The sequence below is a fragment of the Bradyrhizobium ingae genome (assembly GCF_055791185.1).
Genome location: NZ_JBVUBB010000011.1, coordinates 128,911 through 150,981, shown reverse-complemented (window position 1 = coordinate 150,981; position 22,071 = coordinate 128,911). Strand labels below are relative to the sequence as shown.

The following is a 22,071-nucleotide window of genomic DNA, read 5'->3' as shown; positions in this document are numbered from 1 at the left end:
GCAGTTGGAATGACGGTGATTACGACGGTCGAAGAGCTCGAAGCCATCTATGGCCTCACCAACGACGCCTCGACCGTGAAGGTCGCCGACCACGTCACGCCGCTCTACCGCGTCTTCATCGAGACGTCGCCCTTTGCCGCGCTGGCCACCATCGGTCCCGAGGGCATCGATTGCTCGCCGCGCGGCGATCTGCCCGGCTTCGTGCGCATTCATGACCCGAAGACGCTGATGCTGCCGGACCGTCGGGGCAACAATCGCATTGATTCCTTGCGCAACATCGTCCGCGATCCACGCGTCTCCCTGATGTTCCTGATCCCGGGCTCAGGCAACGCGATCCGTGTCAACGGACGAGCGCACATCTCGGTCGATCCTAAGCTGCTCGCCTCCTTTGAGGTCGACGGCAAGGCGCCGCGCAGCGTCATGGTGATGACCATCGATGAGCTCTATTTCCAGTGCGCCCGCGCCATCGTTCGCTCGGACCTCTGGAATCCCGACAAGCGCGTCGATCCCAAGAGCTTGCCGACACCCGGCCAGATCCTCGCCGAGATGAGCGAGAACAAGGTCGGCGGCGAAGAATACGACCGCGCCTGGCCCGCGCGTGCGGCAGCGACGATGTGGTGATCCTTTCTTACCCTTTCCCCTTGTGGGAGAGGGTGGCTTCGCGAACGCGAAGCCGGGTGAGGGATTCTCTCCGCGGGTCCAACTGTCATTTAAGTCCGCGGATGCAACCCCTCATCCGGCGCTTTGCGCCACCTTCTCCCACAAGGGGAAAAGTTTGCATTTCCTTGCATCACCTTGCATTAGCCAGAGGGGTTCTAAGCCCCTGTAATCCATAGTAAATTCTGCACAGTCCTGAAACGGGGCGCAAGAGGTTGCACCCCGCACTTCCCGACACCGGGCCGGACACTAAAACAAAACGGAATGTGCAAGACCATGGCGAAACCCCGAAATTATTCCCTTGAGACCCCGACTGCGCGATCGAAGCTCGTTATCCGGAAGAAGCCCTATTGGCAACGGCTCGGCCCCGGCCTGTCGCTTGGCTATCGCCGCAACGAAGGCGCAGGCACTTGGTCGATCCGCGCCGCCGACGGCCAAGGCGGCGAGTGGCTGAAGAAGTTCGGCTCTGCCGACGACTTCGACAACAAGGCCGATGGCAAGGCCATCTTCAACTACGGCCAAGCCGTCACCGAAGCCCGCAAGCTGGTGCGCGGCGGCGACGATGACGCGGTCGAGGAGGAGCAAGGCAACAAGCCCGTCACTCTCGGGATCGCGATGAACCGCTACAAGGACGATCTGGTCTCGCGCGGCGCGAACGCTTGCAACGCCACGACCCCGAAGGGCCATCTGCCCGCCAGCCTGTTGAGCAAGCCGGTCCCGCTGCTCGACTCGCAGGAGCTGCGCAAATGGCGCGATGGCCTGCTGGCGAAGATGGTTCCGGCCAGCGTCAACCGGTACTGCAAGGTGGTCAGGGCCGCGCTCAACCTCGCCGCCCGGAGCGACCGACGCATCAAGAACGAGCACGCATGGGAAACTGGCCTCCAACTGCTCCCCGATGCCAATGAGGTCAACAACGTCATCCTGGACGACGCGCAGGTCATCAGCTTCGTTTCCGGTGCCTACGCCCACGACGAGAAGCTGGGCGAGTTCACCGACGTGCTGGCGCAAACCGGCGCGCGGCCCTCGCAGGCGGCTCGCCTCTATATCCGCGATCTGGTCGCGCACAAGACTGAGCCCCGGTTGATGATGCCGAAGTCGGCCAAGGGCGGCGGCCTCAATCGCACCAGCAAGAAGGTCGAGCGCTACAGCGTTGCGATCACCCCGGCGCTGGCCGCTCGGTTGACGAAGGCGGCGAAGGGGCGGCCCGCGAGTGCGCCGCTCCTGGTGCAGGGCGACGGCAAGACCTGGGGCGTCGATGGGAAGGGCGTCTCGGACGACTATCGCGAGGACATCGCGGCGGTGGTCAAGGCCATCGGGCTCGATCCCGACGAGGTCACGATATACGCGCTGCGCCATAGCTCGATCGTCCGCAACCTCTTGCTCAATGTCCCCATCCGGGTCGTCGCTGCAAGCCACAACACGAGCGTTGTGGAAATCGAGCGGACCTATTCGAAGTTCATCACCGAGCATTCTGGCGGCCTCTCGCGCCGCGCCTTGCTCGATCACGAGGCCCCGCCGCCTGCCAGTAATGTCGTCCCGATGGCGGCCTGATCGACCCGCAAACAAGAAGCCCCGCTTTAGGCGGGGCTTTTTTTGCGTTCGGCGGTGGCGCGCTTGACGCGCTCGCGGTGGCATTCCTTGCAAACCGTCATGGTCGCGTCCCGCAGGCCAGGGCGCACCTGCACATAGAAATCGCGGAGCGGCTTCTCCTGGCGGCACGCCTTGCAAACCTTGGTCGGGATAACCTGCGTGCTCATCGTCGGCTGATCTCCGTCATCTTGCCGCAGTGCCAGCACTTGGTGCGGCTTCGCTCGCGGAGTCGCTTCATTTCCTCGATGTAGCGCTCGCGAGCGCGGGACCACTGCGTTTCCTCGCTCGCCATGATCCGCAGGACGAACATCGGGTCGAGCCGGGTATGGCAGCGCCCGCATTCGATTTCGGTCTCACCCTCGCGCAGATAGTAGGTCACCGGGACGAAGCCGCGCCCTTCCACGTAGTAGGACCGGTGATCGCAGCCGTCGCGGTCGCCCCAGCGATCGACCACCTTGAGGAAAGGCGGCTCGCCCTCGGGTGGGGCCTTGAACCTGACCGGAATGCGCGAAACGTTGTCGTCGCTCATCACTCCCTCATCTTGCGCTTCGGCCAGCGGCTCGGCGGTCGCGGCTCGCCGCGACCCTTGGCCAGCAGGCGCGCTCGGAATTCCTCCTGGGCCTTTTCGATCCGCCGCGTCTTTGCGATCTGCGGGATATCCCGCTGCCGCGTCTTGATGTCGTGCTCCCGGATCAGCATCGGCGTCAAATTCCAGAACTCGTCCGAGCCGCCTTGCGAGTGGTAGAGCCCGTGGTCGAAGCGAAACAGGGAAAGCACCTGGTCCTCGGACATTTTCACCGCATCCTCGTGCGGGATGATCTTCACCAGCTTGCCGGTGCCGTCGTCGGTCAGCATCTCGCACAGCGCCGCCGCGAGCTTCGTCTTGAGCGAGATGTGGGCGCGCCGCCTCATCAATCCTCTTCGATCGGCTCGTCCGTCCAGTAATTCGGGTCGGTCAGCACGTCGGGCCGGTGGCGGCCGAGCTTCTCCTTCCGGCACTTATCGCAGACGCGGCACAGCGGAATGCCGCGCGCATCGTGCTCCCACCAGGAGCGCTTGCCGGACCCGCAGGGGCAAAGATTGTCAGCCATCCGTCCTCCTCATCTCGTCTTCAGCGGCGTCGGCGTCTCGTAAATCGTGACCAGCTCGACCACGGCGAACTGCTCCCGGTACAGGGAGTCTGCCGCCAGCGCGTCGGCGAGCTGCCTGGCGTCGTCTGCCCGGTGCAGCTCGGCCACGATCTCGCCCCGGCTCAGGTTGATGACGCGAAAGGTCACTGCAGCCGCTCTTTAATCTGATCGGCGATCATCTGCCGCGTGTACGCCGCCCAGTGATCGAATTCGTCGACGGCATCCCTGGGGTTAACGAAGGGGATGGCGGTGAACACCGTGACCGTCATGCAGCCGATGATGTTGTAGGCAACCCCTGGGCTCACCCCGTTAATGAGTGCGAGCAGCATGCTCGCCGCATCGCGCCCGATATCCGCGTCCCTTTCGGACTGCTCCTCGCTGCTCATGCTGCCGGTCCCATGATCTCGCGGAAATGCTCGCGGCAGACGTAGCTCGTCAGCGGATGCCTGATCGGGTGCGGGTCGTCGGCGAAGATCACTTCCTCGACCTTGTGCGCGGCGGGCTTGCCGCAGAAGCAGCGCTCGCCCTCGCGACTGCCGGGATGCGCGGCTGACCGCGCGACCATGCCGAGCAGCCAGACCACCAGGTTGGCGCGGTCAGGCAGCACCAGCTCGTTGCCGGGGTTCGCTTCGCGCCAGCGGCGGACCGCCCGCATGTCGGCCTCCCACTGCAGGTCGAAGATGTCCTGCAGCTCGGCGGTCTCTTCCTTGGCGGCGGCCAGCTCGGCTCGCAGCGCCTCGAGTTCGCCGGGCTCGGTCACTTCAGCACCTTCTGGATTTCGGACAGCGACTTCTCGATCTTGTCGGCCAGAGCGAACAAGCGCAGCGCTTCATCGAAGGGCTGGCGCAATGCCTTGATGTCGGCGAGAACCTTGTTCGCTTCATTGATCTGATCGCGGATGTCCTCGTTGCCAACCTCGTCGCCGAAATTCTCTTCGCGGATCACGCGCACCCAGGCGCGCGGCACGCCAAGATCGAGCGCCACCTTCTCGTCGGTCCAGCCGCGCCCGTAGCCGACCTTGTCGTTGAGATAGACCTCGTTCAGCTTCTCGAACACGATGCGCCGGTCCTCGCGCGACATCACCCTGGCGTTTTCCTGCACGATCTGAAGCGGCGGCTCGACCTTGTTCACCACGGGTCTCTCCTCGGATTTTCGGACTGCTGCAAACTTCGCTGCCTTGAAGCACCTGGGGCAGCGGTGAGCCGTCGCGCTCTTGCCGATGCGCCAGCCCTTCTGCTCCAGCTTGCGGGAGATGAATTGCCACTCGATGTTGCCGTCCATGCCGCGACCGTTCGCCATCAGGTTCACAGGAAGCGGAACGGCAGCCTCGCAGTTGGGGGCTCCACATCGCGCGATGATGCCCCGCACCAGCTTGCCATCGTCGCCGTAAGGCACTCGCGTGTGCTCGAACACGGTCGAAACGACATTACTCATCTTTCGCCCTCACTTCCGGAAGGAGGCGGTCGATCACCGCGCCGATGATCGAGGACGGCTGACCCTTACCGTCTCGGGTGATCGCGCTCGCCATGTTTTCGATCTGCGCGCCGTATTGCAGCGCAAGCGACAGCAGGACCGCACCATCACGCGCGATAGCCTCGACGGCCTCGCCCGACTTGCCACCCGAGATGAAGACCTCGCCGAGCGCGCCATCCTCGTAGAAGCCGAGGGTGACGGCATAGCTGCGATTGAGCCCGCCGAAGCTGACGTCGAAGGTCTCGGCGCGGCGGCGCTGCGGCAAGGCGCGGCGGTCGGTCATCGCATGTATTCCCGGTGCTGCTCGTTGCTGTCCAGGTCGACGATATCGACCCAGCCGATGTCGGGCCGCTGGCGGAAGACCGTCAGCTCAACCATCAGGCTGGCCTCGGTGGCGTGCACCGTCGAGATCGCGCACATGCCGCGCCGCTTCCCGTTGTCGGGGTCCTCGACGCCGTAGAACGCTGAGACACGCCACCGCCAGACCATCACGCCGCCTCGGCGATCTTCGGCTTGCGGCGGCTGCGGCGCTCGCTCTCCAGCGCACCGGCAACCTGGCGAATGCAGGAGATCAGGTCGTTCGCCTGCGCCTTCGTGGTGATCGCCGCAGTGACGTGCAATTCGAGCGCGTCGTTCTCGGTCTTCAACTGGATGTCGGCCCCCTTGGGAATACGCTTGCCAGCGTGCTGGCGTTGCTTAAGACGCTTCGTGAAGGATGATGTGCATGACCTCGGTCAACCGCGCCTGGTAGGCGATGCCGATCCGGCCAAGGCTGTCCGCGAACTGCTTGTCGTTCTTCAGCTCCATGAGGAAAGCCGTGATGGCGACGCGGACCGACATGCTCTGGCCTTCGGTCAGCGTGTGCCCGTCGATGGTGATCGTTGCTTCCATCAAGGCTGCTCCTTCTCGGTGAACAGCTCGGCCTGCGGCGCTTCGGCTGCCGCCATCGCGCGGTAGTCCTCGCCAATCGCCACCATCAGGTCGATTTCGCGCTTCGCCTGGGCCTCGGTCATGAAGCCGTCAGCGACGCGCCGCCGATAGACGTGCTTGCGGTAGCCGATCTCGCGCAGGACGCAGCGCAGCTTGTCGGTGGTGGTGATCATGAGGTCGCCTCCTGCTCGCGCGCCTTGACCCAGGCCTGCGCACTCTCGACGGAGATCAGCACCCGCCGACCGACACGGAATTCCTTCGGGCCCTTTCCCTCGTCGCGCAGGTTGAAGTAGTGCCGCTGCGAGATGCGGAAGGCGCAACAGAACTCGGAGACCGTGTAGGCAAGCTGAGTCATCGGGGCCTCCGATTTCTTGCGTGCTTTGGCTTTCTCTTTCGCGGCGGACATCATCAGTGCGCCCCCTTCCGAAGATGCAGGTAGGCGTTGATCTGCTTGATCTCGTCGGCGACGCACCGGTCGAACAGCCCGCGCATCTCCTGCTGATGCGGGGGCGAGAAGCAGGCAACATACTCGGCCACCAGATAGGCCAGCGCCGCGCCCTCGCTGTCGCAATCCATGTCGACGCTGGCCAGGTGGAATGCCTCGATCAGCTTGCAGACGTTGTCGGCGATCTTGTTTTCATCAACCGGCACGGCGGCACCTCCAGGACAGACGACGACGGATGTGGAAATAGCGGCGTCCGCGCTTGCCGCAGACCGGATCGCGAGGTCGCTGGGTCATCATCAGTGCTCGGTCTGGTCGGTCTCGGCGTGGCCGCTGCTGCGCCCCTTGGCCAGGAACATCGGCATGTCGCCGGTCTCGGCCGTGAGCTGAGCGGCGGCGATGTCCCGCTCGTTGTCGTGGAATTTGCGCAGTCCGAGCATCAGGCTATTGCCGATCTGATCGAGCAGGCTCTTGATCGACTCGGCGCGCCGCATCAGGTTGTCGCGTTCGGCGTTCACCTTGGTGACCTGGCGGCGCAGGCTCTCGTTCTCGAATTCGATGAGCGCCTTGTTGCTCTTGAGCACCTCATTTTCGGTGCGCAGCGACTGCAACTCGGTCTCAAGCGAGGAAATTTCGTTGGCGAGGTTCATGGTCTCTCCCTTTTCACATCAGCGAGACAAGCAGCCGCGCCACGTAGATCAGCACGACCCAGACGGCGAAGTTGGCGAGGGCCAACAAAAGGCGAAGATGATTTGCGCTCATTTCGCGAGCTTCCTTCGGATTTGGGATCGGATCGCGGTTTGAAACCATCGGCCGATAGCGGTGCCGCGATGAAGGATCACGAGGGAGCGTTTGCCCTCGGGGCCAGTGAAGTGGACGCGCGTGTGCTTGCCGCCTTCCGAAACGCGGACGTCGGAGCCGCCTTCCTCGCGCACGGCCGCAACCACATCGCGCACCAGCTTGCGCATCATCCGACCTTTCCAGCGAGGACCGCGCGGATGATGTGTTCGTACCGTTCGCAGGCGCGGATGACCGCGCTGTGGTCGATGTTGAAGCTGCGGGCGATCTGGTGATAGCTCGCGCCGGTCGCGACCTTGGTGAAAGCCATGATCTTCTGGCGCGTGGCGAGGATGTCCCGATTAGGTCTTGTCCGCAGATCGGGGACGGTGACGCCGAACACCTGCGCGCCGACCGTGCACGAGATGGTGCAATGGTTGAGATAAGGACGCGCCGCGCTGATCGCGTTGAACTCGTCAAGCATCTTGCGATAGCGGAGCGCATCAGTCGCCGCGCGCGGCACGGCCAGCGAGGTGCCCTGCACATGCGGCCAGTCAAGCTGGCTGACCGCATCATCATCAACAGAAACCCGGAACATCCTCGTCACTCCGTTTACACATCACTCAAAGGACGATCACCCGCAGCGTCGGTCGCGGGCACGCTAGAAGGTGCTTCGGCTTCGGCTTTCTGCTTGGGCTTCGGCGCATGCGCGGCGGCATGCGCGTCGATGGCGGCGATGGCCGCCTGGCCAACCGGGGGCGCATTGCCGCTCAAGCGCTGCGCCAGGCGCGGCGAAACGTCCTTTGCGATGTCGGAAGCGACGGTGAAGCCCGCGTCCTCCATCTCGTCGCGGCCATACATGCCAGCGATGATGTCGGGGCAGTACATGCGGGCCCAGTCGCGGCTCATGTTGTAGAACAGCTGCAGATCGGGCTTCTTGTCCCACAGCGGCGAGCCTTTCACCTTGCCCTTGTCGTTGTGGCCAGGATGCAGCTTGCCGAGCGTGAACTGGTCGGAATCGGCATCGAGCGGCGGGAAATAGCGCGGCTCCTTCTCGCCCTTGAAGGTTGCCCACACTCGGCAGCGGCGCTTGTCGCCTTCGCCTTCGTAGCCAACCTGCAAACGGGTCAGCAGCGGGGCGCGCTGCTCGATGATCGCGTGGAAGAACTGGGACTCGTAGGCGACGCGCTCGACCTTCTGGCCGTTGACGTACTGCTCGACGGTGTACGTCCAGCTCGCGAGCGAGAGCGGCGAGATATCCAGCTCCTGCGCCTTCATGCAGATGCCGAACATGCCGCCGACATTGCCCTGGAGCCACGGCGGGATCATCGGACCGGCTGCGGACAGCAGCTTGGCCGCGTCGACCATGTCGCGCAGGTTGGCGTAATCGACGCCGCCGCCCTTGAACAGTGTGACCGCTTCCGTCCGTTCGCTGACCACCTTTTCAGCATTGCCTTCCGCAAGATCGCGGCGGGTCACGCGCTCGGGCTGCGCCTGCTGCTGGGGCGGCGGCGTGTGCGGGGCTTCGGTGCTGACGGTCGTATCGGTCATCACGCAGCCTCCCGCAGCTCAAACTTGATGCGGTCATCGACCGACTTGCGATACCAGTCCGGCAGATCGACGTACTCGGCATCCGGGCGATCGTCGCCAGGACCAGGCCACACGCCGCTGCGGTAGCAGTCCCAGAACATCTTCGCGGCCAGCTCATTGAGCGCATCGCCGCGCGCCAGGTCCTCGTCCTTCAGCGTCTGGGCTCGCACGCAATGCGGCGACTTGCTCTCGACCCAGAGCAGCGTGAACGAGGTTGCGGGAATGCCGAGAGCGCGGGCACCTTCGAGCACCATCGCACCCTGCTGGTGGTAGCCGCCGTCGATGATCGAGCGCTGCGTCTCCTGATAGAGCACGCCGCGCCCGGTCGTCTTCAGATCCGCGAAGTCGCCGCTGTCGTTCGGCATCTGGTCAGGGCGAGCCTTCTTCCAGAAGCCGCGCGAGTCGCGCCAGATCAGTGAGCGCTCCGGTGCGCCGTTCAGCATGCCCTGCTGCACCAGCGGAAACTGACCGAGCGAAATGATCATGGCTTTCGCCTTCTCGGCCATCTCGGGGGTCAAGATGTACTTGCCAGCGGCGACCTGGGCGGCCTTCCACTCGCGCCATTCCTTCCTGTTGCCTTGATAGGCAACGCCACCGACCGTAGCGGGCCGCAGCACGCAGTCGTGCTCGAACGGCTCGCCAGCGACGGCGCTGTGCAGGAAGCGGCCGAGCGACATCGCTTCGTTCTGCTCCTCGTCCGGCGAGTAAGCCGCATTGAGCTGCGATTTGTCGAAGGCGTGCTTGGGCGACTTGCTGATGATCGTCCGGAACATGGACGACGAGACGCTGACTTCGACGCACAGATCAGGGCGGTGATAATCGGCGAGCGGGATGCCACGATAAATCCCAGGCGTGGCGATCTGGTTTCCGTCCCACTGGATAGACTGCATGACGACACGAACCTCCGGCGCAAAGCAGCACCGACCTTGGCGCGAGCCAAGGGCGGCAAAGTGCGATGATTTGGAAGCGGGTCACCTGCTGCACGGCAGGTGATGACACCGTGGTTTCGAGATCATGAGGGGCGATCTAATTTAGTTAGGTGCTTTTTGCGCCCACCTGATGCAGCGATTGTCAATCTCGCTTATTGCAGTGTCAACAGCTCGACGCTGTGCAGACCCGGAAAGTTTGATGCAGCGTGTTGCAACGATTAACAACGTCGCACCACTGAGTCATCGTGACTGACTGGCGCTACCTTCAAGTTGAGCCAGACCCGTTATTTTTAGGTGCGCGCGAATTTTTTCGTGACACGGGGCATCATCAGGGATGATGAATTGCGGATGCGGTTCAGCGTCTGGGATAAGCCCGAGTCCGAACAGGTTCTTCGCGCGATGTGGATGCAAGGTGCTTCAGCAGCGATGATCGCGGATGAGCTGCACACTTCACGCAATTCCGTCATCGGCAAGGTCCATCGCCTCGGGCTGTCGCGTAGCCAGCACAAACCGACGATGGCGAAACAGCCGACCAGGTCCAACGTGGTGCCGCTGCCCCGCAAGAAGAAGCCGGTGGCGCGTCCCGGCGAACCGGTGCCGTTCCTCAAGCTGAAATGGTTTCACTGCCGCGCCGTGCTCGATCAGCGCGGCAAGAACGGACTCGCGATGTGCTGCGGCCAGACCAAGAGCTTCGGCTCGCCCTGGTGCGCCAAGCATCGGCGCGTGTTCACTGCAGCAAAGGTGCCCTGATGACAATTAGCGCGGCCCGGTGATCCCTCCCGCTTCACCGTGGCCCTGCAAAACGCAAAGGGACACCAATGGCGAAAGCAGCAAACACGACGAACGATTTCGAACCCGAAGTAGTGCAGGAACTCCTGGGGAAGATCGACGGCTATCATGCCGACCTGGCGAGCGAGCGCGGCACCTTCATGAAGACGTGCCGCAGCATCCGCGAGTCCATCAGCAACGTCTACACGGAAGCCAAGGCGCGCGGCATCCCGGAGAAGGAGCTGCGCTCGCTGGTCCGCATCCGGCTCAACGAGGCGAAGAACCGCAAGATTTACGAAGAGCTTGAGGCCGACCAGCAGCAGACGCTGTCGATGCTGGCGACGGCCGAGGGTGTCAAGGACCTGCCGCTCTGGCGGGCCGCCGCCATCATGGGTGATGCAAGCGCCACCGCTCACTGACGGCTGCGGCGATGGCGTACAACCCGCGCATCCTGGCGCTCGATCTGGCTTCACGCACGGGCTGGGCTTGCGGCAATTGCAGTGATGCAACGCCGCGATCCGGCTCGGTGCGCTTTGCCCGCGAGGGCGCGAGCATGGGCGCGCTGTTCGCGGGCTGCAGGCGGTGGCTGTCCGATTTCCTCACCGCCGACCCCGACATCAAGCTGATCGTCTTCGAAGCCCCGATGACGCCGCAGCAGATGGCGGGCCGCACGACCGCCGACATCATGCGGCGGCTGAGCGGTCTCTGCGCGGTGGTGGAGGAGCTGACCTCTACGCTCGGCGGCTATGACGTGCGTGAGGCGCGCGTGGCCGACGTGCGGGTCCACTTCATCGGCTCGAACCGCCACAAGCGCGATCAGGCCAAGGCGCTGACGATCAGCGCCTGCCATCGGCTCGGCTGGGCCCCGGCCGACGACAACGCCGCCGACGCGCTCGCGCTTTGGCACTACCAGGCATCGATCCTCAATCCGCAGCTCGCCGTGCAGGCCTCGCCGCTGTTTCGGCGGCGGGTTGCGGCGGCAACGACGGGAGCATGACATGGCGCGCATCCGAACCATCAAGCCCGAGTTCTGGACCGATGCAAAAACTGGCACGCTGCCTGAGTTCAGCAAGTGCCTCTTCCTCGGCCTGCTCAACCATGCCGATGACTACGGCGTGCTTGAGTTCGACCTCGTCGGGTGGCGCGCCAAGATTTTCCCGTACCACTCCGACACCACTACAGGAGCAGTGAAAGCTGCGTTGATCGATGACCTTTTGCCGCGCGGCCTGGTCGTGTTGTTCAGCGTCGCGGGAGATGAGGAAGGCGAATTTCGCCAGTACATTTTCATCAAACGTTTTCACCGTCACCAGGTGATCAACAAGCCCAGCAAGCCGCTTCTGCCAGACTGGAAAAACGGCGATACGCCAGCGAGTTACGCCAGGCGTCTGGGCATCGAACATCAGACCATTGGTCCTGCCGATATCAACCCCGAACGCCTCTCGCTCCCTGACGGCTCCGGTAGTGCTCCCGTCGCACTACTTCCTGGAAAGGAAAGGAAAGGAGAGGAAGGGAGTGGAAAGGATCAAGATGCCGCGCCTGTCGGCGCGCCGCGCTCCGCGCGCCCTGGCGAGCTTGATCTTGGCCAAGCGGAAGCAGCGAAACCGACGCACCAGCAGCGAGCCGATCCCGAGACCGACCTGTTCCGCCGAGGCCGGGAGGTCCTCGGCAAGAGCGCAGGCGGTGTGATCTCCCAGCTGCTCAAAGCGAAGGGCAAACCCGAGCTGGCACGAGCGGCGGTGGAGGTCGCCGCGACCAAGGAAAATCCCCGCGAGTACATCGGCGCGATCATTCGCGGGAAGGCCGAAGAGGACACACCGAGAGGAGCAATCCTGTGAACCAGCGCCTGCGTCTCGACGAGGTTCTTCGCATGCTGGCGAGCGTTGGCTGCGATCCGCGATCCTTCACGGGGTCGAAGGCATTCCGTTGCCCTGCGTGCTCGCATCAGCGCCGCAAGAAGTTCTACCGCTGCCTGTCCATCCGGTCCGAGCCGGATGGTTTTTTCTTCCGCTGTTTTCACTGCGACGACTTCAAGGGGAGCTACCGGTATGAACACGCTCGCGCCAACGACCGCCGCGTTCTTCGAAGCAAGGGGGATATCGCCCGAAACAGCTACGCGGTTCGAAGTTTATACGGGAGCCCTCATCGGTGAGAAGCCGGACCGGCGCGTCGTCCCGAACCCGCGCGGCAACATCGTCGTCTATCCGTTCCTGGAGCACGGCGTGGTCGTGAACGAGAAATATCGGGCCGAGCGCAACGGCGAGAAGGTCTTCTGGCATCGCAAGGGCGGCAAGCGGACGTTCTGGAACGCCGATGCCCTCGACGATCCGGCGCTTGAGGCTGGCACGCAGGCGCTGGTCATCACCGAGGGCATCGAGGACGGCATGGTCGCCATCGAGGGCGGCTGGCCGCTGACGGTGTCGGTGCCCGATGGCGCGCCGCCCGTGCCGAAGGACGCTCGGCTGCCGCCGCTCGATCCCCAGACCGAGCCGAATGGGAAGTTCGAGTTCCTGTGGCTCAACCGTGACCGGCTGGGGCGCGTGAAGCGGATCATCCTGGCGGTCGATGACGACGGGCCTGGGCAGCGGCTCGCCGCCGAGCTGGTGCGGCGCATCGGTGCCTGGCGCTGCCAGTTCGTCAGCTATCCGCCCGGCTGCAAGGATTTGAACGACGTGCGGCGCAAGCTGGGGTCGGAAGCCGTGGGCGCGGTCCTGCGCGATGCCAAGCAGTACCCGGTGCGCGGCCTCTACCGGCTCTCCGAGTATCCCAATCTCCCGACGCTGGTGCCGGTCTCGTGCGGCTGGCCGATCTTCGACGGCCTGCCTGGCAACGGCTGGATGAAGCTTTTCCCTGGCGAGTTCATGGTCGTCACCGGCATCCCGAGCCACGGCAAATCGACCTGGATTTTGAACCTGCTGCTCAAGCTCGCGCTGCTTCACGGCTGGCGGGCCGCGATCTTCTCGCCCGAAATGCCGACCGTGCCGTACCTGCGCGACAAGCTGCGCAAGATCGTCTCGGGCAGCGACGCAGCCGACCCGGCGACCGACGCCTTCATCGAGCGCAATTTCGTTTTCCTCGACAACGATCCCAACGACGAGGAAGAGGACGACATCACGCTGGAGTGGATCGTCGAGAAGGCGCGCGATGCGGTCCTGCGCGATGGCATCCGCGTCCTGGTGATCGATCCCTGGAACGAGATCGAGCACGCGCGCAAGCGCGAGGAGTCCACGCACGAGTACATCGGGCGCGCGATCCGCATGCTGAAGCGGTTTGCTCGTCGGTACGAGGTCGCGGTGATCGTTCTCGCCCATCCGACGAAGGACGTTTACGAGCGCGGCAAGCTGCGGACTGCAACGCTGTACGACATCGACGGCTCGGCGCACTGGTTCAACAAGCCGGACCACGGGCTGGTGATCGAGCGCGATCCCGTCAAAGCCGAGACCACCGTCCACATTTCGAAGGTCCGCTTTGAGCAGACCGGCTATCGCGGCGCGATCCGGATGAGCTTCGACCCGGAGACGCAGCAGTTTCATCAACTTCAGGAAAACCAGGGGGAGCTTGCCTATGAGTGACATGCTGCTGATCCGGCGCGAGCCGCTGAAGTTCAATCCGCTGGAAGACGTGATGATCGACGATGACGCGCCGTCTATTTGGGACGGGCCGCATGTCGGCAAGCGGCTGTCCGAAGCGATGCAAACGCTGCGCTTGCTGCCCATGCCTGGCGTCTGCGGCTATCGGCCTGGCTGGCCGCCCTACGTCTACGAGTTCGACGATCTGGTCGAGCAGCACAAGCAGGGCGAGCTGGAGCGGACGCAGCAGATGCAGAACCGGACCAGGCTGCTGCCGTCGCTTCGCGATGTCACGCGCATGGAGGCGGCAATCTGCTGGCCTGCCCAGTACCTGGGACGGCTCGTGCATCTCGTCCTGGCGGTGAACGCCGTGGCCTTGGCACACGCGCTGGAGCGCGACGCTGGATGGGTTGCGGCCAAGCGCGGCGGATATGCCGACACCTGGCGGCAGCGCCACGACCAGGGCTGCGAAATCATCGCTCGCCGCTTGCGCAACGAGCTGGTGCCGGTGTTCTGACGAGTGCCTGAATGGAATTTCAAATCCCCCACGGCGCGGAGCGCGAGTACCTGATCATCTTCGGCGTGGCGGCGGTCTACATCGGCACCTGCCCGGTTGGCGAACCGTGCATCGTCGGCGCAAGCCGCGATCTGAACCTGACCCAACGCGGTATGCAGCAGAAATGGCTTCGGTCGGAAATCTCGTGCGCCTACTGGGTCAGGGATCGCGATATCGCCGAGGCGATTGCAGCAGAGGTCAGCGGCGCGTTGCCGCGTGACCAGGAAGGACGGCTCGCGGTGCGGGCCGAAACAGCAGCGCGGCAGATCGAGGCGGTCGCTGCCGACTGGCATATCCTGCTGACGAACCACGACGCTGCGATGTCGCGCGTGAAATCGGCGGTCAGGCACGTCCAGGAAGTGATCAATGCGGCGAACGCGAGCGGCCAGCTTGCCTGGTTCAACGCTGCCTATCGGGCCTGGCGGCTCGATGCGAAAAAAAACGGGTCCGGCATGAGCTACGCCGAAGCGCGAGCGCGACTGCGGAAGGCTGTCACCAAGCGGCTGATTACGTTGGACGTTCTCGATTGCAGCGAAACGCTGCTCGCCGAAATCTTCCCAGCGCTGACGGATGCTCGCTGAAAGATTTACGTTGACGGCGTGAAAATTCGGGATCATTCATCGCGCGCAAGCGGCCCTTATTGCGTCCTGGCCCGAGCGAACCTCCATCCCCACCGATTTACGTTGACGGCCGAGTCCGGGCCTGCGCTTGATGGCAGCACAGCTCGATGCCAGCGCCATAGCGCGCTCGGGTCGAGGCCGTGGTTTCATCATGCACAGAGACTTGGATCAACCGGCTCCGGTCAACGGACGCCGGTTGCTTTTTGTCGGGGTGATCCGATGCGGAAGCTGCACACTCATCGGAAGCGCCGCCAGGCGAACATGAAAATTCGCAGCGGCGGCAAGTTCAAAGTGAACCATTGCCATCCGGCTGGGCGCACTGGCAGCATCCAGAGCAAGCGGACATGAGGCAGCTCGCCAGCAGCATCGTCGATAGCCTGCGCGATCAACCGCTCGCGCTGGTGCTGGTCCTGGTCAACATCATGGTGCTGGCGGGCTTCGCCTTCACGCTGCACGAGGTTGGCAAATCGATCGAGCGCAAGGACGCAATGCTGCAAAGCTGCATCGGGAAGCGCTGAACAGAAAAAGGCCCCGGATCGCTCCAGGGGCCTTTTGTCGGGGTTTGATGTTTTCAAAATCCTTCGGGCGGAGGATTTTTGGCCGCTTGATCATCTTCCTCCTTCGTGGTGACGACGGCTCTACCTTGGATCGGCTTCTCGAAGCTGAACCAATCCCTCGCCTCTTGAAGGCTGTTGCCGAAGCTCCTCGCGTGCGAGGACGGGCGAACCATCCGCTCGTTCCGATAGGTCTTTTCCTCCGCGTTCACCAACTTGCAGCTGGCTCCTTGGGCCGGTCCGTTGGTGGAGGCGACGAACTGATCGACGGTCGTCGTTCCCCAGGGGATGCGCGTGAAGATCACGGGCGATTGCCCGATCACCCGACTGTCCTTGTCGTAGAACTCGCAGTCCCAGGTGACGCTGGCGAACGATTTCATCGTGGGATTACGCAGAGTCACCACGCCGACGGTGGTGCCGCTGCCCTCGTAGACCCAGCGTTGAAACTGTATCTGGAGCTGGGTGCCCGCGTTGGCGGTGGTCGCTGCGGCGAGCGTGAGTGCAGCGGTTGTTGCGGTGATTAGAAATTTACGCATATGGGGTGCTCTTTTATCGGCCCGCTTTTGCACCGGCACGGGCGATCACCGGGAAGAGCGACCTGCCGCCCTCACTGGCTCAAGCCCGGTAAGCTTTCGCTTCCGGGCAAGAGCGTGCCGTTGAGGGAGATCAATCCCTTTAGGCCAGCTTGTATGAGGTGACGCCGTCCTCTCGGGTGCGCTCGGCTTTCGCGCCGTTCGGCAGCCGGGTGAGCGCGGCGCGCAGCGTGTGGGCCTGCCAGCCCAGGGCGTCGCACATCTTCTCGACCGTAGAGCCCTTGCCGCTCAGCAGATCGAGCAGCATCGCGGTCTTCGATCCAGCGCGCGGGCCCTTCGCCTGGTCGCCCTTAGCAGCGACCGTCTTCTTGGCGCGGGCCTTCTTGACGACTGCCTTCTTCGCAGCGGCCTTCTTCGCGACGGGCTTCTTCGCGGCGGGTTTCTTCTTGGTAGCCATTTTCAAGTCTCCTGTTTTTGCGGCGACCGGAATGGTCCCGCTGTACTGCCCCGAGCCCAGAAACCCTTTCGGGTGCTGGGCAGTGGGCAGCCAGGAGGCTGCGGTTATGCGATGATGTTATCGCGCGAGCTTCACGCTCTTGGCCCAAGTGTTCAGCGCCTTGATCCAGGCGTCGTATTGGACCTGCGTAGCCTTGCCGGAAAGCAGCGCCTTGTCGGCGCGATCCATCAGGCGTTCGATGATGCGCTCCAACCGGTCTTCGGTCGGCTTGTCGATATCGCAAGCCGGAAAGATCGGCAGGTGCATGCCGTAAGGCGAGTCGAGCAAACTGGTTTCCTTTCGTGGTTTCGCGGCTGGCGTTGTTCGCCGCGCCGTTTCGTTGCCCCGTACATCGCTCTGGTGCGCCCACGCATCCAGTCCAATCGCAGCCATGCCATTGCGAAGATGCTGCTGAAGCAGCAACGGAAGTGCTGGCAGCGTTTTCGGATTACCGAAGGAAGCAGCGTCCTGGCCCTGAAGTGCCAGGGAGCCGGATCGAACGGTTAGGCTTTCCCAGGCCACAGGCGGCCCGTGTGGCGCGCGGCTATAGGGAGGCCCCAATCCCCGGCAAGGCAAAAAGAACGCGCGTGTGGCCAAGCGTGCGGCTCGGCCGAGTCAAAGGAACCAAGCGGCTCGCAGGGTTCCGGTGCAATAGACGAACATTCCCCATTCGGAAGGTCCGGTTCCTAACTGTCGCGCTGCGCGTGACGCGGCACGGAAAGCGAACGCTGCACTTCGGACAATCATCAGCGCCGCGGACGCTGAACTCGGCCTAACCGATTGAAGTCTGCGGGGAATATCTTTCTCCGGGCCGGGGGGCGGTACCGGAAATCCTAAAGGAACCCATTTCCGAGCGCGGCGGCGCTCCAATTTTAGCGCCCGCACTTTTCAAATTTCGGAAAAGAAAAGCATTTTCTTCCGCCAAAAATGACAGACTTCTCAATGTCATGGCCACAGGTTCCCGAAATCGCGGAACTCACTTAGCGGGCTCCCATTTCGGCTAAGTGGGTTCCCGAAAAACCATTCTTGCAGCGGTAAATTGCTGCCTTTTTCAGACTTGGAATGCCCATTCCCTTTGGTGGCCCGAAATACCGGCGGTGGGGAATGTTCGTCTAGGGCCTAATCGCCCGGAAAATCAACGGTTTGCCGGGGCCCCGCCCAGGCGCTTCCCAAGGGTTCCAATGCTGCAGAATACTGATGGCGCGCCAGGTGCGGATTGGGCTGCCTGGGCGACCGAAAGGCGTCCGCTTGCAGCGCTGGTGCCGTATGCCCGCAACGCGCGGACGCATTCCGATGCGCAGGTGCGCGAGCTCGCCGCCTCGATCCGCGAGTGGGGCTGGACCGTGCCGGTCCTGGTCGATGAAGCCGGGATGATCATCGCTGGGCACGGGAGGCTGCTGGCTGCCGAGAGTTTAGGGATACGAGAGGTCCCGGTTATCGTCGCTCGCGGTTGGACGGATGCGCAGAAGCGCGCCTACGTCATCGCCGACAATAAGCTCGCCGAGAACGCGGGCTGGGACAAGGAGCTGCTGCGGCTTGAAGCTGCGGACCTTGCCGAGCTTGGTTTCAATCTGCCGCTGCTCGGCTTTACCGAGCGCGAACTGCAGACGCTCTCGGGCGGCAAGGACGGCCTGACCGATCCCGACGCCACGCCGCCGCTTGCGCCCGATCCGGTCGCGCGAGCTGGAGATCTGTTCGAGCTTGGCAACCATCGCCTGCTATGCGGCGACTCCACCAACGCGAGCGACGTCGCCCGGTTGCTCGACGGCGCGAAGCCGCAGCTGATGGTCACCGATCCGCCTTATGGAGTGGAATACGACCCGGCCTGGCGCAATCGCGCGCGCCGCAAGAACGGGTCGGTCGTCGGCGCTCGCGCAACGGGCGTGGTGACGAACGACGAGATCGCCGACTGGCGCGAGGCTTACGCGCTCTTTCCTGGCGATGTCGCCTACGTCTGGAACGGCGCGCTCAAGAGCGCGGAGGTAGCCGCGTCGTTGCTTGCGGTCGGCTTCGGCCTTCGCGCGCAGATCGTCTGGGCGAAAAAGCACTTTGTCATCGGGCGCGGCGACTATCACTGGCAACACGAGCTGTGCTGGTACGCGGTGCGCAAGGGCAAGCCTGGTCGCTGGGCCGCAGGACGCGATCAAGGCACGGTTTGGGATATCGATGCGCCGAACGGCTGGGCGCAGATACACGACGGCCCCGACGCGCACCAGGGCATCCATTCGACGCAGAAGCCGGTCGAGTGCATGCGGCGTCCGATCATCAACAATTCGGAGATTGGCGAGGCGGTCTACGAGCCCTTTGCCGGGTCCGGCTCCACCATCATCGCCGCCGAGATGATGGAGCGCGCGGTCTTCGCGATGGAAATCAGCCCGCTTTACGTCGATGTCGCGGTCAAGCGCTGGGAGAACTTCACCGGCAAGCAAGCGAGGAAACTATGACCGGCCCGCGTCCGACCCCGACGCATCTGAAAGTTTTGCGCGGCAATCCAGGGAAGCGACCGCTGCGCACCGACGAGCCGCAGCCCGAGGTGGCGGCGAACCTGCCTGATCCGCCGCCCTTCATCACCGGCTACGCAGCCGACGAATGGTGGACGGTCGGCGCTGAGCTGCACCGGCTCGGCCTGTTGACCATCGTCGATGTGGCGCCGCTTGCCGCCTATTGCCACGCCTATGGCCAATGGCGCATGGCGGCCGAGGCGCTGGCGCGGATGCAGAACAACGATCCGCTGATGAACGGCATGATCATCAAGACCAAGTACGGCGACGCCGCGCAGAACCCGCTGGTCTATATCGTGCGCAAGGCCGCAGCGGACATGGTGCGCTACGCCTCCGAGTTCGGCCTAACCCCTGCAGCCCGCACGCGCATCAACGCTGGCGTCCAGGGCGAACAGTCGCAGAGCAAGTTTGCCGGTCTCCTCGCCGGTTAAGCGCACGCCGCAGGGCAAGGCCCGCGCTAGGGCGGTTATCGACTTTATCGAGCGATTGACGGTGCCCAGCGGCACCGGCCAGGGCAAACCGTTCAAGCTCGACGCCTTCCAGAAGCTTTTCATCCGCGACATTTACGAGCCGCACATCGGTGCCAACCGCGCGGTGCGGCGGGCAATCCTGTCGATCGCGCGCAAGAACGGCAAGACGGCGCTGATTGCGGCCATCGTGCTCGCCCACCTGGTCGGGCCCGAGGCGATCGTCCACGGCGAGATTTATTCCGCCGCGAATGATCGCGACCAGGCGGGCATCGTCTTCAAGTTTGCGCGCCAAATCGTGGACCTGGAGCCCGAGCTGGCAGCCGAGATCGAGGTCATACCCTCGACGAAAACGATGATCGGCAGGCGCATAGGCTCCGTCTATCGCGCGGTCAGCGCCGAGGCTGGCACCAAGCACGGCTACCTACCGAGCCTAGTCATTTACGACGAGCTGGCCCAGGCCAAGAACCGCGAGCTGTACGACGTGCTGGATACCTCGTTCGGCGCGCGGCAAGAGCCGCTGTTCATCACGATCTCGACGCAGAGCAACGATCCCGAGCACGTTTTGTCGAAGCTGATCGATGACGGGCTGTCGGGCGTCGACCCCTCCATCGTCTGCCATCTCTACGCAGCCGACGAGGACTGCGACCTGGACGACGAGAGCCAATGGGAAAAGGCCAACCCGGCGCTCGGCAAATTCCGCGACCGCGAGGACCTGGCGACCGCGATCCGCAAGGCGCAGCGCATGCCCGCCGAGGAGCCGAAGGTCCGCAACCTGTTTTTGAACCAGCGCGTCGCGCCGGTCGCCTCGCTAATCAGCCGCGCCGAATGGATGGCGTGCAACGGCGACGCCACGCTTCAAGACGGCGAAGAGGTTTACCTGGCGCTCGACCTTTCCAGCGTCGTGGACCTGACCGCGCTGCTGGTTGGATCGGTCAGCGATCCCTGCCGCATCGCGCCGTACTTCTGGAAGCCGCGCGAGCACCTGAACGATCATTCAAATCGCGACTTCGGCGCATCGAGCCGCCGCTACCAGGAATGGGCCGAGGCCGGTCACCTGCTGCTCAGCCCCGCAAGGACCATCGACCCCGAGGCGATTGCACTCTTCATCGCCGAGCTGACGCAGCGTTATCGCGTGAAGGGCCTGGCGTATGACCGCTGGCGCATCAACGATCTGCTGCGCGAGTTCGATCGCATCGGCCTGCAAGCCTACCAGGACGGCGACAAGGGCGACGGGCTGCGGCTCGTCCCCTGGGGCCAGGGCTTCAAGGACATGGGCCCAGCCATCGACGCCGTCGAGCTGGCGATCATCGAGCGCAAGCTGCTGCACCCGAACAATCCCATCCTGAACTGGAACATGGCGAACGCCGTGTCCACGATGGACCCGGCTGGCAATCGCAAACTCGACAAGGACAAGGCCCGGTTTCGCATCGACGGCGCGGTGGCGCTCGCCATGCTGCTCGGCCTGCGCTCGCGCGACCGCAGCACGACGAAGCCGGTCGATATCGAGGCGCTGATCGGATGAGCACGCCCAGCAGCGAGTGGAAGCACTTCTACGACACCGGTTTCTGGCTGCGCCGCCGCAAGCTGCAGCTTCAAGCGCACCCGCTGTGCAAATTCTGCCTGGATCGCGGCTGCGTCGCCATCGCGACCGTTGCCGACCACGTCGAGCCGCATAAGGGCGACTGGAACAAATTTGCGCTCGGTGAGCTGCAGTCGCTGTGCGCCGAGTGCCACAACTCGACGAAGCGGTACGTCGAGCTGCGCGGCTATCGCAATGATGTCGATGAGGACGGCTGGCCGACCGATCCGAACCACCCGGCGAACAGGAAATGACATGCCGCTTCTGCGATGGCGTGCGGAGCACGGTGAGGCTCCAATTGTCACGCTGGCTTGCGCGCGGATCGTCAATCTCTCGCCAGCAAACGGCAGCGTTGGATCGAACACCGTCTACATCAAGGGCGAAGGCACAATCGAGTCCTTCGGCGACGGGCCTTCCGGCGACATCGACCCGCAAGGTCGAAAGTGGGGCCTCGCCATCACCAAGACCGTCTTCTTCGACGCCGGGATCACTCTGAAGGCTTCGCATCGCCTCGCCACGCTGAGCGAGCGAGATCGCGTGATGCTGACGCCCTGTGTTGGCATCTATCGCTGCAACGGCGGCAGCAGCTGGGGCGAAGTCATGTTCGCCGCGACCGGCGCTGCGGAAGTCTCGCGCCGCCTGGACGACATCAATGAGCGGCTCGCTGAGATCGAGCGGCGGCTCTCACAGAAATAAACCCCGAGATGGGCGGCGATTGACTGCTCTGGCGTGATCGCACGCCGGACGCCGCCCGCGCGGGCTTCCTTCTCCGAAAAGGGAAAGACCCCGATGAAGCACGAGAGCCAGAGCGCTTTCCGCCGCGAACCGCGCGAGCCGGTCGCGGGCGGCAATCTGTTCACGCGCTCGCTCACTGCGAGGACGCTTGCGAGCCTGCGCCGCAGCAAGGCTG

General features: G+C 63.7%; 38 protein-coding genes. 15 read left to right on the top strand and 23 right to left on the bottom strand.

Going from position 1 to position 22,071, the window contains the following annotated elements; all coding sequences use genetic code 11:
• Positions 1-9 precede the first annotated feature (9 nt).
• Complete coding sequence (locus ACV1FX_RS18710; RefSeq protein WP_473119018.1) at positions 10-621, top strand: pyridoxamine 5'-phosphate oxidase family protein; 612 nt, start codon at positions 10-12, stop codon at positions 619-621.
• Between the two features lie 312 nt (positions 622-933).
• Positions 934-2,208, top strand: coding sequence for a site-specific integrase (locus ACV1FX_RS18705; protein WP_473119017.1), 1,275 nt, complete (start codon positions 934-936; stop codon positions 2,206-2,208).
• A gap of 26 nt (positions 2,209-2,234) precedes the next feature.
• Here ACV1FX_RS18705 and ACV1FX_RS18700 read toward each other — a convergent pair whose 3' ends face one another.
• From ACV1FX_RS18700 to ACV1FX_RS18605, 20 genes are all read right to left on the bottom strand, one after another.
• Positions 2,235-2,414: a hypothetical protein gene (locus tag ACV1FX_RS18700; protein WP_473119016.1), complete on the bottom strand. Its 180-nt coding sequence runs from the start codon at positions 2,412-2,414 to the stop codon at positions 2,235-2,237.
• Positions 2,411-2,776, bottom strand: coding sequence for a hypothetical protein (locus ACV1FX_RS18695; protein ID WP_473119015.1), 366 nt, complete (start codon positions 2,774-2,776; stop codon positions 2,411-2,413). Before ACV1FX_RS18695 ends, ACV1FX_RS18700 begins: the two co-directional genes overlap by 4 nt.
• The gene (locus ACV1FX_RS18690; protein ID WP_473119014.1) at positions 2,776-3,159 is read right to left on the bottom strand and encodes a hypothetical protein; all 384 of its coding nucleotides are present in this window, start codon (positions 3,157-3,159) and stop codon (positions 2,776-2,778) included. Before ACV1FX_RS18690 ends, ACV1FX_RS18695 begins: the two co-directional genes overlap by 1 nt.
• Positions 3,159-3,338, bottom strand: a complete 180-nt coding sequence (locus ACV1FX_RS18685) for a hypothetical protein (protein ID WP_473119013.1) — start codon at positions 3,336-3,338, stop codon at positions 3,159-3,161. The genes ACV1FX_RS18690 and ACV1FX_RS18685 overlap by 1 nt, the downstream gene beginning before the upstream one ends.
• Positions 3,339-3,347: 9 nt before the next feature.
• Positions 3,348-3,524: a hypothetical protein gene (locus ACV1FX_RS18680; RefSeq protein WP_473119012.1), complete on the bottom strand. Its 177-nt coding sequence runs from the start codon at positions 3,522-3,524 to the stop codon at positions 3,348-3,350.
• On the bottom strand, positions 3,521-3,763 hold the full coding sequence (locus ACV1FX_RS18675) for a hypothetical protein (RefSeq protein WP_473119011.1): 243 nt from the start codon (positions 3,761-3,763) through the stop codon (positions 3,521-3,523). The genes ACV1FX_RS18680 and ACV1FX_RS18675 overlap by 4 nt, the downstream gene beginning before the upstream one ends.
• Positions 3,760-4,137, bottom strand: coding sequence for a hypothetical protein (locus ACV1FX_RS18670; protein ID WP_473119010.1), 378 nt, complete (start codon positions 4,135-4,137; stop codon positions 3,760-3,762). The genes ACV1FX_RS18675 and ACV1FX_RS18670 overlap by 4 nt, the downstream gene beginning before the upstream one ends.
• The gene (locus tag ACV1FX_RS18665) at positions 4,134-4,811 is read right to left on the bottom strand and encodes a hypothetical protein (RefSeq protein WP_473119009.1); all 678 of its coding nucleotides are present in this window, start codon (positions 4,809-4,811) and stop codon (positions 4,134-4,136) included. Before ACV1FX_RS18665 ends, ACV1FX_RS18670 begins: the two co-directional genes overlap by 4 nt.
• On the bottom strand, positions 4,804-5,133 hold the full coding sequence (locus ACV1FX_RS18660) for a TSCPD domain-containing protein (protein ID WP_473119008.1): 330 nt from the start codon (positions 5,131-5,133) through the stop codon (positions 4,804-4,806). The genes ACV1FX_RS18665 and ACV1FX_RS18660 overlap by 8 nt, the downstream gene beginning before the upstream one ends.
• Entirely contained in the window at positions 5,130-5,339 is a 210-nt protein-coding gene (locus ACV1FX_RS18655; RefSeq protein ID WP_473119007.1) for a hypothetical protein, read from the bottom strand. The genes ACV1FX_RS18660 and ACV1FX_RS18655 overlap by 4 nt, the downstream gene beginning before the upstream one ends.
• Positions 5,339-5,497 (bottom strand): hypothetical protein, encoded by a 159-nt coding sequence (locus ACV1FX_RS18650; protein WP_473119006.1) that lies wholly within the window; start codon positions 5,495-5,497, stop codon positions 5,339-5,341. The genes ACV1FX_RS18655 and ACV1FX_RS18650 overlap by 1 nt, the downstream gene beginning before the upstream one ends.
• Positions 5,498-5,546: 49 nt before the next feature.
• Positions 5,547-5,741, bottom strand: a complete 195-nt coding sequence (locus tag ACV1FX_RS18645; protein ID WP_473119005.1) for a hypothetical protein — start codon at positions 5,739-5,741, stop codon at positions 5,547-5,549.
• The gene (locus ACV1FX_RS18640) at positions 5,741-5,953 is read right to left on the bottom strand and encodes a hypothetical protein (RefSeq protein ID WP_473119004.1); all 213 of its coding nucleotides are present in this window, start codon (positions 5,951-5,953) and stop codon (positions 5,741-5,743) included. The genes ACV1FX_RS18645 and ACV1FX_RS18640 overlap by 1 nt, the downstream gene beginning before the upstream one ends.
• On the bottom strand, positions 5,950-6,135 hold the full coding sequence (locus tag ACV1FX_RS18635; protein WP_473119003.1) for a hypothetical protein: 186 nt from the start codon (positions 6,133-6,135) through the stop codon (positions 5,950-5,952). Before ACV1FX_RS18635 ends, ACV1FX_RS18640 begins: the two co-directional genes overlap by 4 nt.
• 53 nt (positions 6,136-6,188) lie before the next feature.
• A complete protein-coding gene (locus ACV1FX_RS18630; protein WP_473119002.1) occupies positions 6,189-6,431 on the bottom strand; it encodes a hypothetical protein in 243 nt (80 codons plus the stop codon).
• 90 nt (positions 6,432-6,521) lie between these two features.
• Positions 6,522-6,872, bottom strand: coding sequence for a hypothetical protein (locus ACV1FX_RS18625; RefSeq protein ID WP_473119001.1), 351 nt, complete (start codon positions 6,870-6,872; stop codon positions 6,522-6,524).
• A gap of 108 nt (positions 6,873-6,980) precedes the next feature.
• On the bottom strand, positions 6,981-7,190 hold the full coding sequence (locus tag ACV1FX_RS18620; protein ID WP_473119000.1) for a hypothetical protein: 210 nt from the start codon (positions 7,188-7,190) through the stop codon (positions 6,981-6,983).
• Positions 7,190-7,597, bottom strand: coding sequence for a helix-turn-helix domain-containing protein (locus tag ACV1FX_RS18615; protein WP_473118999.1), 408 nt, complete (start codon positions 7,595-7,597; stop codon positions 7,190-7,192). The genes ACV1FX_RS18620 and ACV1FX_RS18615 overlap by 1 nt, the downstream gene beginning before the upstream one ends.
• Before the next feature lie 14 nt (positions 7,598-7,611).
• Positions 7,612-8,550 (bottom strand): recombinase RecT, encoded by a 939-nt coding sequence (locus ACV1FX_RS18610; RefSeq protein ID WP_473118998.1) that lies wholly within the window; start codon positions 8,548-8,550, stop codon positions 7,612-7,614.
• Positions 8,550-9,479 (bottom strand): PD-(D/E)XK nuclease-like domain-containing protein, encoded by a 930-nt coding sequence (locus ACV1FX_RS18605; RefSeq protein ID WP_473118997.1) that lies wholly within the window; start codon positions 9,477-9,479, stop codon positions 8,550-8,552. The genes ACV1FX_RS18610 and ACV1FX_RS18605 overlap by 1 nt, the downstream gene beginning before the upstream one ends.
• A gap of 351 nt (positions 9,480-9,830) precedes the next feature.
• Here ACV1FX_RS18605 and ACV1FX_RS18600 point away from each other — a divergent pair, with 351 nt between their 5' ends.
• From ACV1FX_RS18600 to ACV1FX_RS18565, 8 genes are all read left to right on the top strand, one after another.
• Positions 9,831-10,268 (top strand): GcrA family cell cycle regulator, encoded by a 438-nt coding sequence (locus ACV1FX_RS18600; RefSeq protein WP_473118996.1) that lies wholly within the window; start codon positions 9,831-9,833, stop codon positions 10,266-10,268.
• 68 nt (positions 10,269-10,336) lie between these two features.
• Entirely contained in the window at positions 10,337-10,705 is a 369-nt protein-coding gene (locus ACV1FX_RS18595; RefSeq protein WP_473118995.1) for a GapR family DNA-binding domain-containing protein, read from the top strand.
• An 11-nt stretch (positions 10,706-10,716) separates the two neighbouring features.
• Positions 10,717-11,283, top strand: coding sequence for a hypothetical protein (locus tag ACV1FX_RS18590; protein ID WP_473118994.1), 567 nt, complete (start codon positions 10,717-10,719; stop codon positions 11,281-11,283).
• Between the two features lies 1 nt (position 11,284).
• Positions 11,285-12,121, top strand: a complete 837-nt coding sequence (locus ACV1FX_RS18585; protein WP_473118993.1) for a hypothetical protein — start codon at positions 11,285-11,287, stop codon at positions 12,119-12,121.
• A gap of 210 nt (positions 12,122-12,331) precedes the next feature.
• Positions 12,332-13,855, top strand: a complete 1,524-nt coding sequence (locus tag ACV1FX_RS18580; protein WP_473118992.1) for a DnaB-like helicase C-terminal domain-containing protein — start codon at positions 12,332-12,334, stop codon at positions 13,853-13,855.
• Position 13,856: 1 nt separating this feature from the next.
• Complete coding sequence (locus ACV1FX_RS18575; protein WP_473118991.1) at positions 13,857-14,369, top strand: hypothetical protein; 513 nt, start codon at positions 13,857-13,859, stop codon at positions 14,367-14,369.
• 11 nt (positions 14,370-14,380) lie between these two features.
• A complete protein-coding gene (locus ACV1FX_RS18570) occupies positions 14,381-14,989 on the top strand; it encodes a hypothetical protein (protein WP_473118990.1) in 609 nt (202 codons plus the stop codon).
• A 383-nt stretch (positions 14,990-15,372) separates the two neighbouring features.
• Positions 15,373-15,546, top strand: coding sequence for a hypothetical protein (locus ACV1FX_RS18565; RefSeq protein WP_473118989.1), 174 nt, complete (start codon positions 15,373-15,375; stop codon positions 15,544-15,546).
• Between the two features lie 53 nt (positions 15,547-15,599).
• On the opposite strand, the gene ACV1FX_RS18560 is transcribed toward ACV1FX_RS18565, so the two are convergent.
• The 3 genes from ACV1FX_RS18560 to ACV1FX_RS18550 all read right to left on the bottom strand — a co-directional run bounded on the left by ACV1FX_RS18560 (position 15,600) and on the right by ACV1FX_RS18550 (position 17,133).
• On the bottom strand, positions 15,600-16,157 hold the full coding sequence (locus ACV1FX_RS18560) for a hypothetical protein (RefSeq protein WP_473118988.1): 558 nt from the start codon (positions 16,155-16,157) through the stop codon (positions 15,600-15,602).
• A 100-nt stretch (positions 16,158-16,257) separates the two neighbouring features.
• A complete protein-coding gene (locus tag ACV1FX_RS18555) occupies positions 16,258-16,572 on the bottom strand; it encodes a DUF3489 domain-containing protein (RefSeq protein ID WP_473118987.1) in 315 nt (104 codons plus the stop codon).
• 117 nt (positions 16,573-16,689) lie between these two features.
• Complete coding sequence (locus ACV1FX_RS18550) at positions 16,690-17,133, bottom strand: hypothetical protein (protein WP_473118986.1); 444 nt, start codon at positions 17,131-17,133, stop codon at positions 16,690-16,692.
• 659 nt (positions 17,134-17,792) lie between these two features.
• Between ACV1FX_RS18550 and ACV1FX_RS18545 the strand changes: the two genes are divergently transcribed.
• The 5 genes from ACV1FX_RS18545 to ACV1FX_RS18525 are packed head-to-tail and all read left to right on the top strand — an operon-like array spanning position 17,793 to position 21,857.
• Complete coding sequence (locus ACV1FX_RS18545) at positions 17,793-19,055, top strand: site-specific DNA-methyltransferase (protein WP_473118985.1); 1,263 nt, start codon at positions 17,793-17,795, stop codon at positions 19,053-19,055.
• Entirely contained in the window at positions 19,052-19,543 is a 492-nt protein-coding gene (locus tag ACV1FX_RS18540; protein ID WP_473118984.1) for a phage terminase small subunit P27 family, read from the top strand. The genes ACV1FX_RS18545 and ACV1FX_RS18540 overlap by 4 nt, the downstream gene beginning before the upstream one ends.
• Positions 19,521-21,104, top strand: a complete 1,584-nt coding sequence (locus ACV1FX_RS18535) for a terminase large subunit (RefSeq protein ID WP_473118983.1) — start codon at positions 19,521-19,523, stop codon at positions 21,102-21,104. The genes ACV1FX_RS18540 and ACV1FX_RS18535 overlap by 23 nt, the downstream gene beginning before the upstream one ends.
• Positions 21,101-21,415, top strand: a complete 315-nt coding sequence (locus tag ACV1FX_RS18530; protein ID WP_473118982.1) for an HNH endonuclease — start codon at positions 21,101-21,103, stop codon at positions 21,413-21,415. Before ACV1FX_RS18535 ends, ACV1FX_RS18530 begins: the two co-directional genes overlap by 4 nt.
• A 1-nt stretch (position 21,416) precedes the next feature.
• Positions 21,417-21,857 carry a hypothetical protein gene (locus ACV1FX_RS18525; RefSeq protein ID WP_473118981.1) on the top strand — a complete coding sequence of 147 codons (441 nt, stop codon included), beginning with the start codon at positions 21,417-21,419 and terminating at the stop codon, positions 21,855-21,857.
• The last annotated feature ends 214 nt before the right edge of the window (positions 21,858-22,071 follow it).

Bases quoted from the DNA above. Each gene is read 5' to 3' on its own strand.
- ACV1FX_RS18700 (WP_473119016.1), bottom strand. From the start codon at position 2,414: ATGAGCACGCAGGTTATCCCGACCAAGGTTTGCAAGGCGTGCCGCCAG.
- ACV1FX_RS18625 (WP_473119001.1), bottom strand. From the start codon at position 6,872: ATGAACCTCGCCAACGAAATTTCCTCGCTTGAGACCGAGTTGCAGTCG.
- ACV1FX_RS18635 (WP_473119003.1), bottom strand. From the start codon at position 6,135: ATGACTCAGCTTGCCTACACGGTCTCCGAGTTCTGTTGCGCCTTCCGC.
- ACV1FX_RS18540 (WP_473118984.1), top strand. From the start codon at position 19,052: ATGACCGGCCCGCGTCCGACCCCGACGCATCTGAAAGTTTTGCGCGGC.
- ACV1FX_RS18555 (WP_473118987.1), bottom strand. From the start codon at position 16,572: ATGGCTACCAAGAAGAAACCCGCCGCGAAGAAGCCCGTCGCGAAGAAG.
- ACV1FX_RS18595 (WP_473118995.1), top strand. From the start codon at position 10,337: ATGGCGAAAGCAGCAAACACGACGAACGATTTCGAACCCGAAGTAGTG.
- ACV1FX_RS18695 (WP_473119015.1), bottom strand. From the start codon at position 2,776: ATGAGCGACGACAACGTTTCGCGCATTCCGGTCAGGTTCAAGGCCCCA.
- ACV1FX_RS18545 (WP_473118985.1), top strand. From the start codon at position 17,793: ATGCTGCAGAATACTGATGGCGCGCCAGGTGCGGATTGGGCTGCCTGG.
- ACV1FX_RS18570 (WP_473118990.1), top strand. From the start codon at position 14,381: ATGGAATTTCAAATCCCCCACGGCGCGGAGCGCGAGTACCTGATCATC.
- ACV1FX_RS18565 (WP_473118989.1), top strand. From the start codon at position 15,373: ATGAGGCAGCTCGCCAGCAGCATCGTCGATAGCCTGCGCGATCAACCG.
- ACV1FX_RS18585 (WP_473118993.1), top strand. From the start codon at position 11,285: ATGGCGCGCATCCGAACCATCAAGCCCGAGTTCTGGACCGATGCAAAA.
- ACV1FX_RS18710 (WP_473119018.1), top strand. From the start codon at position 10: ATGACGGTGATTACGACGGTCGAAGAGCTCGAAGCCATCTATGGCCTC.
- ACV1FX_RS18610 (WP_473118998.1), bottom strand. From the start codon at position 8,550: ATGACCGATACGACCGTCAGCACCGAAGCCCCGCACACGCCGCCGCCC.
- ACV1FX_RS18590 (WP_473118994.1), top strand. From the start codon at position 10,717: ATGGCGTACAACCCGCGCATCCTGGCGCTCGATCTGGCTTCACGCACG.
- ACV1FX_RS18525 (WP_473118981.1), top strand. From the start codon at position 21,417: ATGCCGCTTCTGCGATGGCGTGCGGAGCACGGTGAGGCTCCAATTGTC.
- ACV1FX_RS18655 (WP_473119007.1), bottom strand. From the start codon at position 5,339: ATGGTCTGGCGGTGGCGTGTCTCAGCGTTCTACGGCGTCGAGGACCCC.
- ACV1FX_RS18675 (WP_473119011.1), bottom strand. From the start codon at position 3,763: ATGAGCAGCGAGGAGCAGTCCGAAAGGGACGCGGATATCGGGCGCGAT.
- ACV1FX_RS18690 (WP_473119014.1), bottom strand. From the start codon at position 3,159: ATGAGGCGGCGCGCCCACATCTCGCTCAAGACGAAGCTCGCGGCGGCG.
- ACV1FX_RS18665 (WP_473119009.1), bottom strand. From the start codon at position 4,811: ATGAGTAATGTCGTTTCGACCGTGTTCGAGCACACGCGAGTGCCTTAC.
- ACV1FX_RS18615 (WP_473118999.1), bottom strand. From the start codon at position 7,597: ATGTTCCGGGTTTCTGTTGATGATGATGCGGTCAGCCAGCTTGACTGG.
- ACV1FX_RS18685 (WP_473119013.1), bottom strand. From the start codon at position 3,338: ATGGCTGACAATCTTTGCCCCTGCGGGTCCGGCAAGCGCTCCTGGTGG.
- ACV1FX_RS18645 (WP_473119005.1), bottom strand. From the start codon at position 5,741: ATGGAAGCAACGATCACCATCGACGGGCACACGCTGACCGAAGGCCAG.
- ACV1FX_RS18620 (WP_473119000.1), bottom strand. From the start codon at position 7,190: ATGCGCAAGCTGGTGCGCGATGTGGTTGCGGCCGTGCGCGAGGAAGGC.
- ACV1FX_RS18660 (WP_473119008.1), bottom strand. From the start codon at position 5,133: ATGACCGACCGCCGCGCCTTGCCGCAGCGCCGCCGCGCCGAGACCTTC.
- ACV1FX_RS18705 (WP_473119017.1), top strand. From the start codon at position 934: ATGGCGAAACCCCGAAATTATTCCCTTGAGACCCCGACTGCGCGATCG.
- ACV1FX_RS18575 (WP_473118991.1), top strand. From the start codon at position 13,857: ATGCTGCTGATCCGGCGCGAGCCGCTGAAGTTCAATCCGCTGGAAGAC.
- ACV1FX_RS18580 (WP_473118992.1), top strand. From the start codon at position 12,332: ATGAACACGCTCGCGCCAACGACCGCCGCGTTCTTCGAAGCAAGGGGG.
- ACV1FX_RS18605 (WP_473118997.1), bottom strand. From the start codon at position 9,479: ATGCAGTCTATCCAGTGGGACGGAAACCAGATCGCCACGCCTGGGATT.
- ACV1FX_RS18640 (WP_473119004.1), bottom strand. From the start codon at position 5,953: ATGATCACCACCACCGACAAGCTGCGCTGCGTCCTGCGCGAGATCGGC.
- ACV1FX_RS18530 (WP_473118982.1), top strand. From the start codon at position 21,101: ATGAGCACGCCCAGCAGCGAGTGGAAGCACTTCTACGACACCGGTTTC.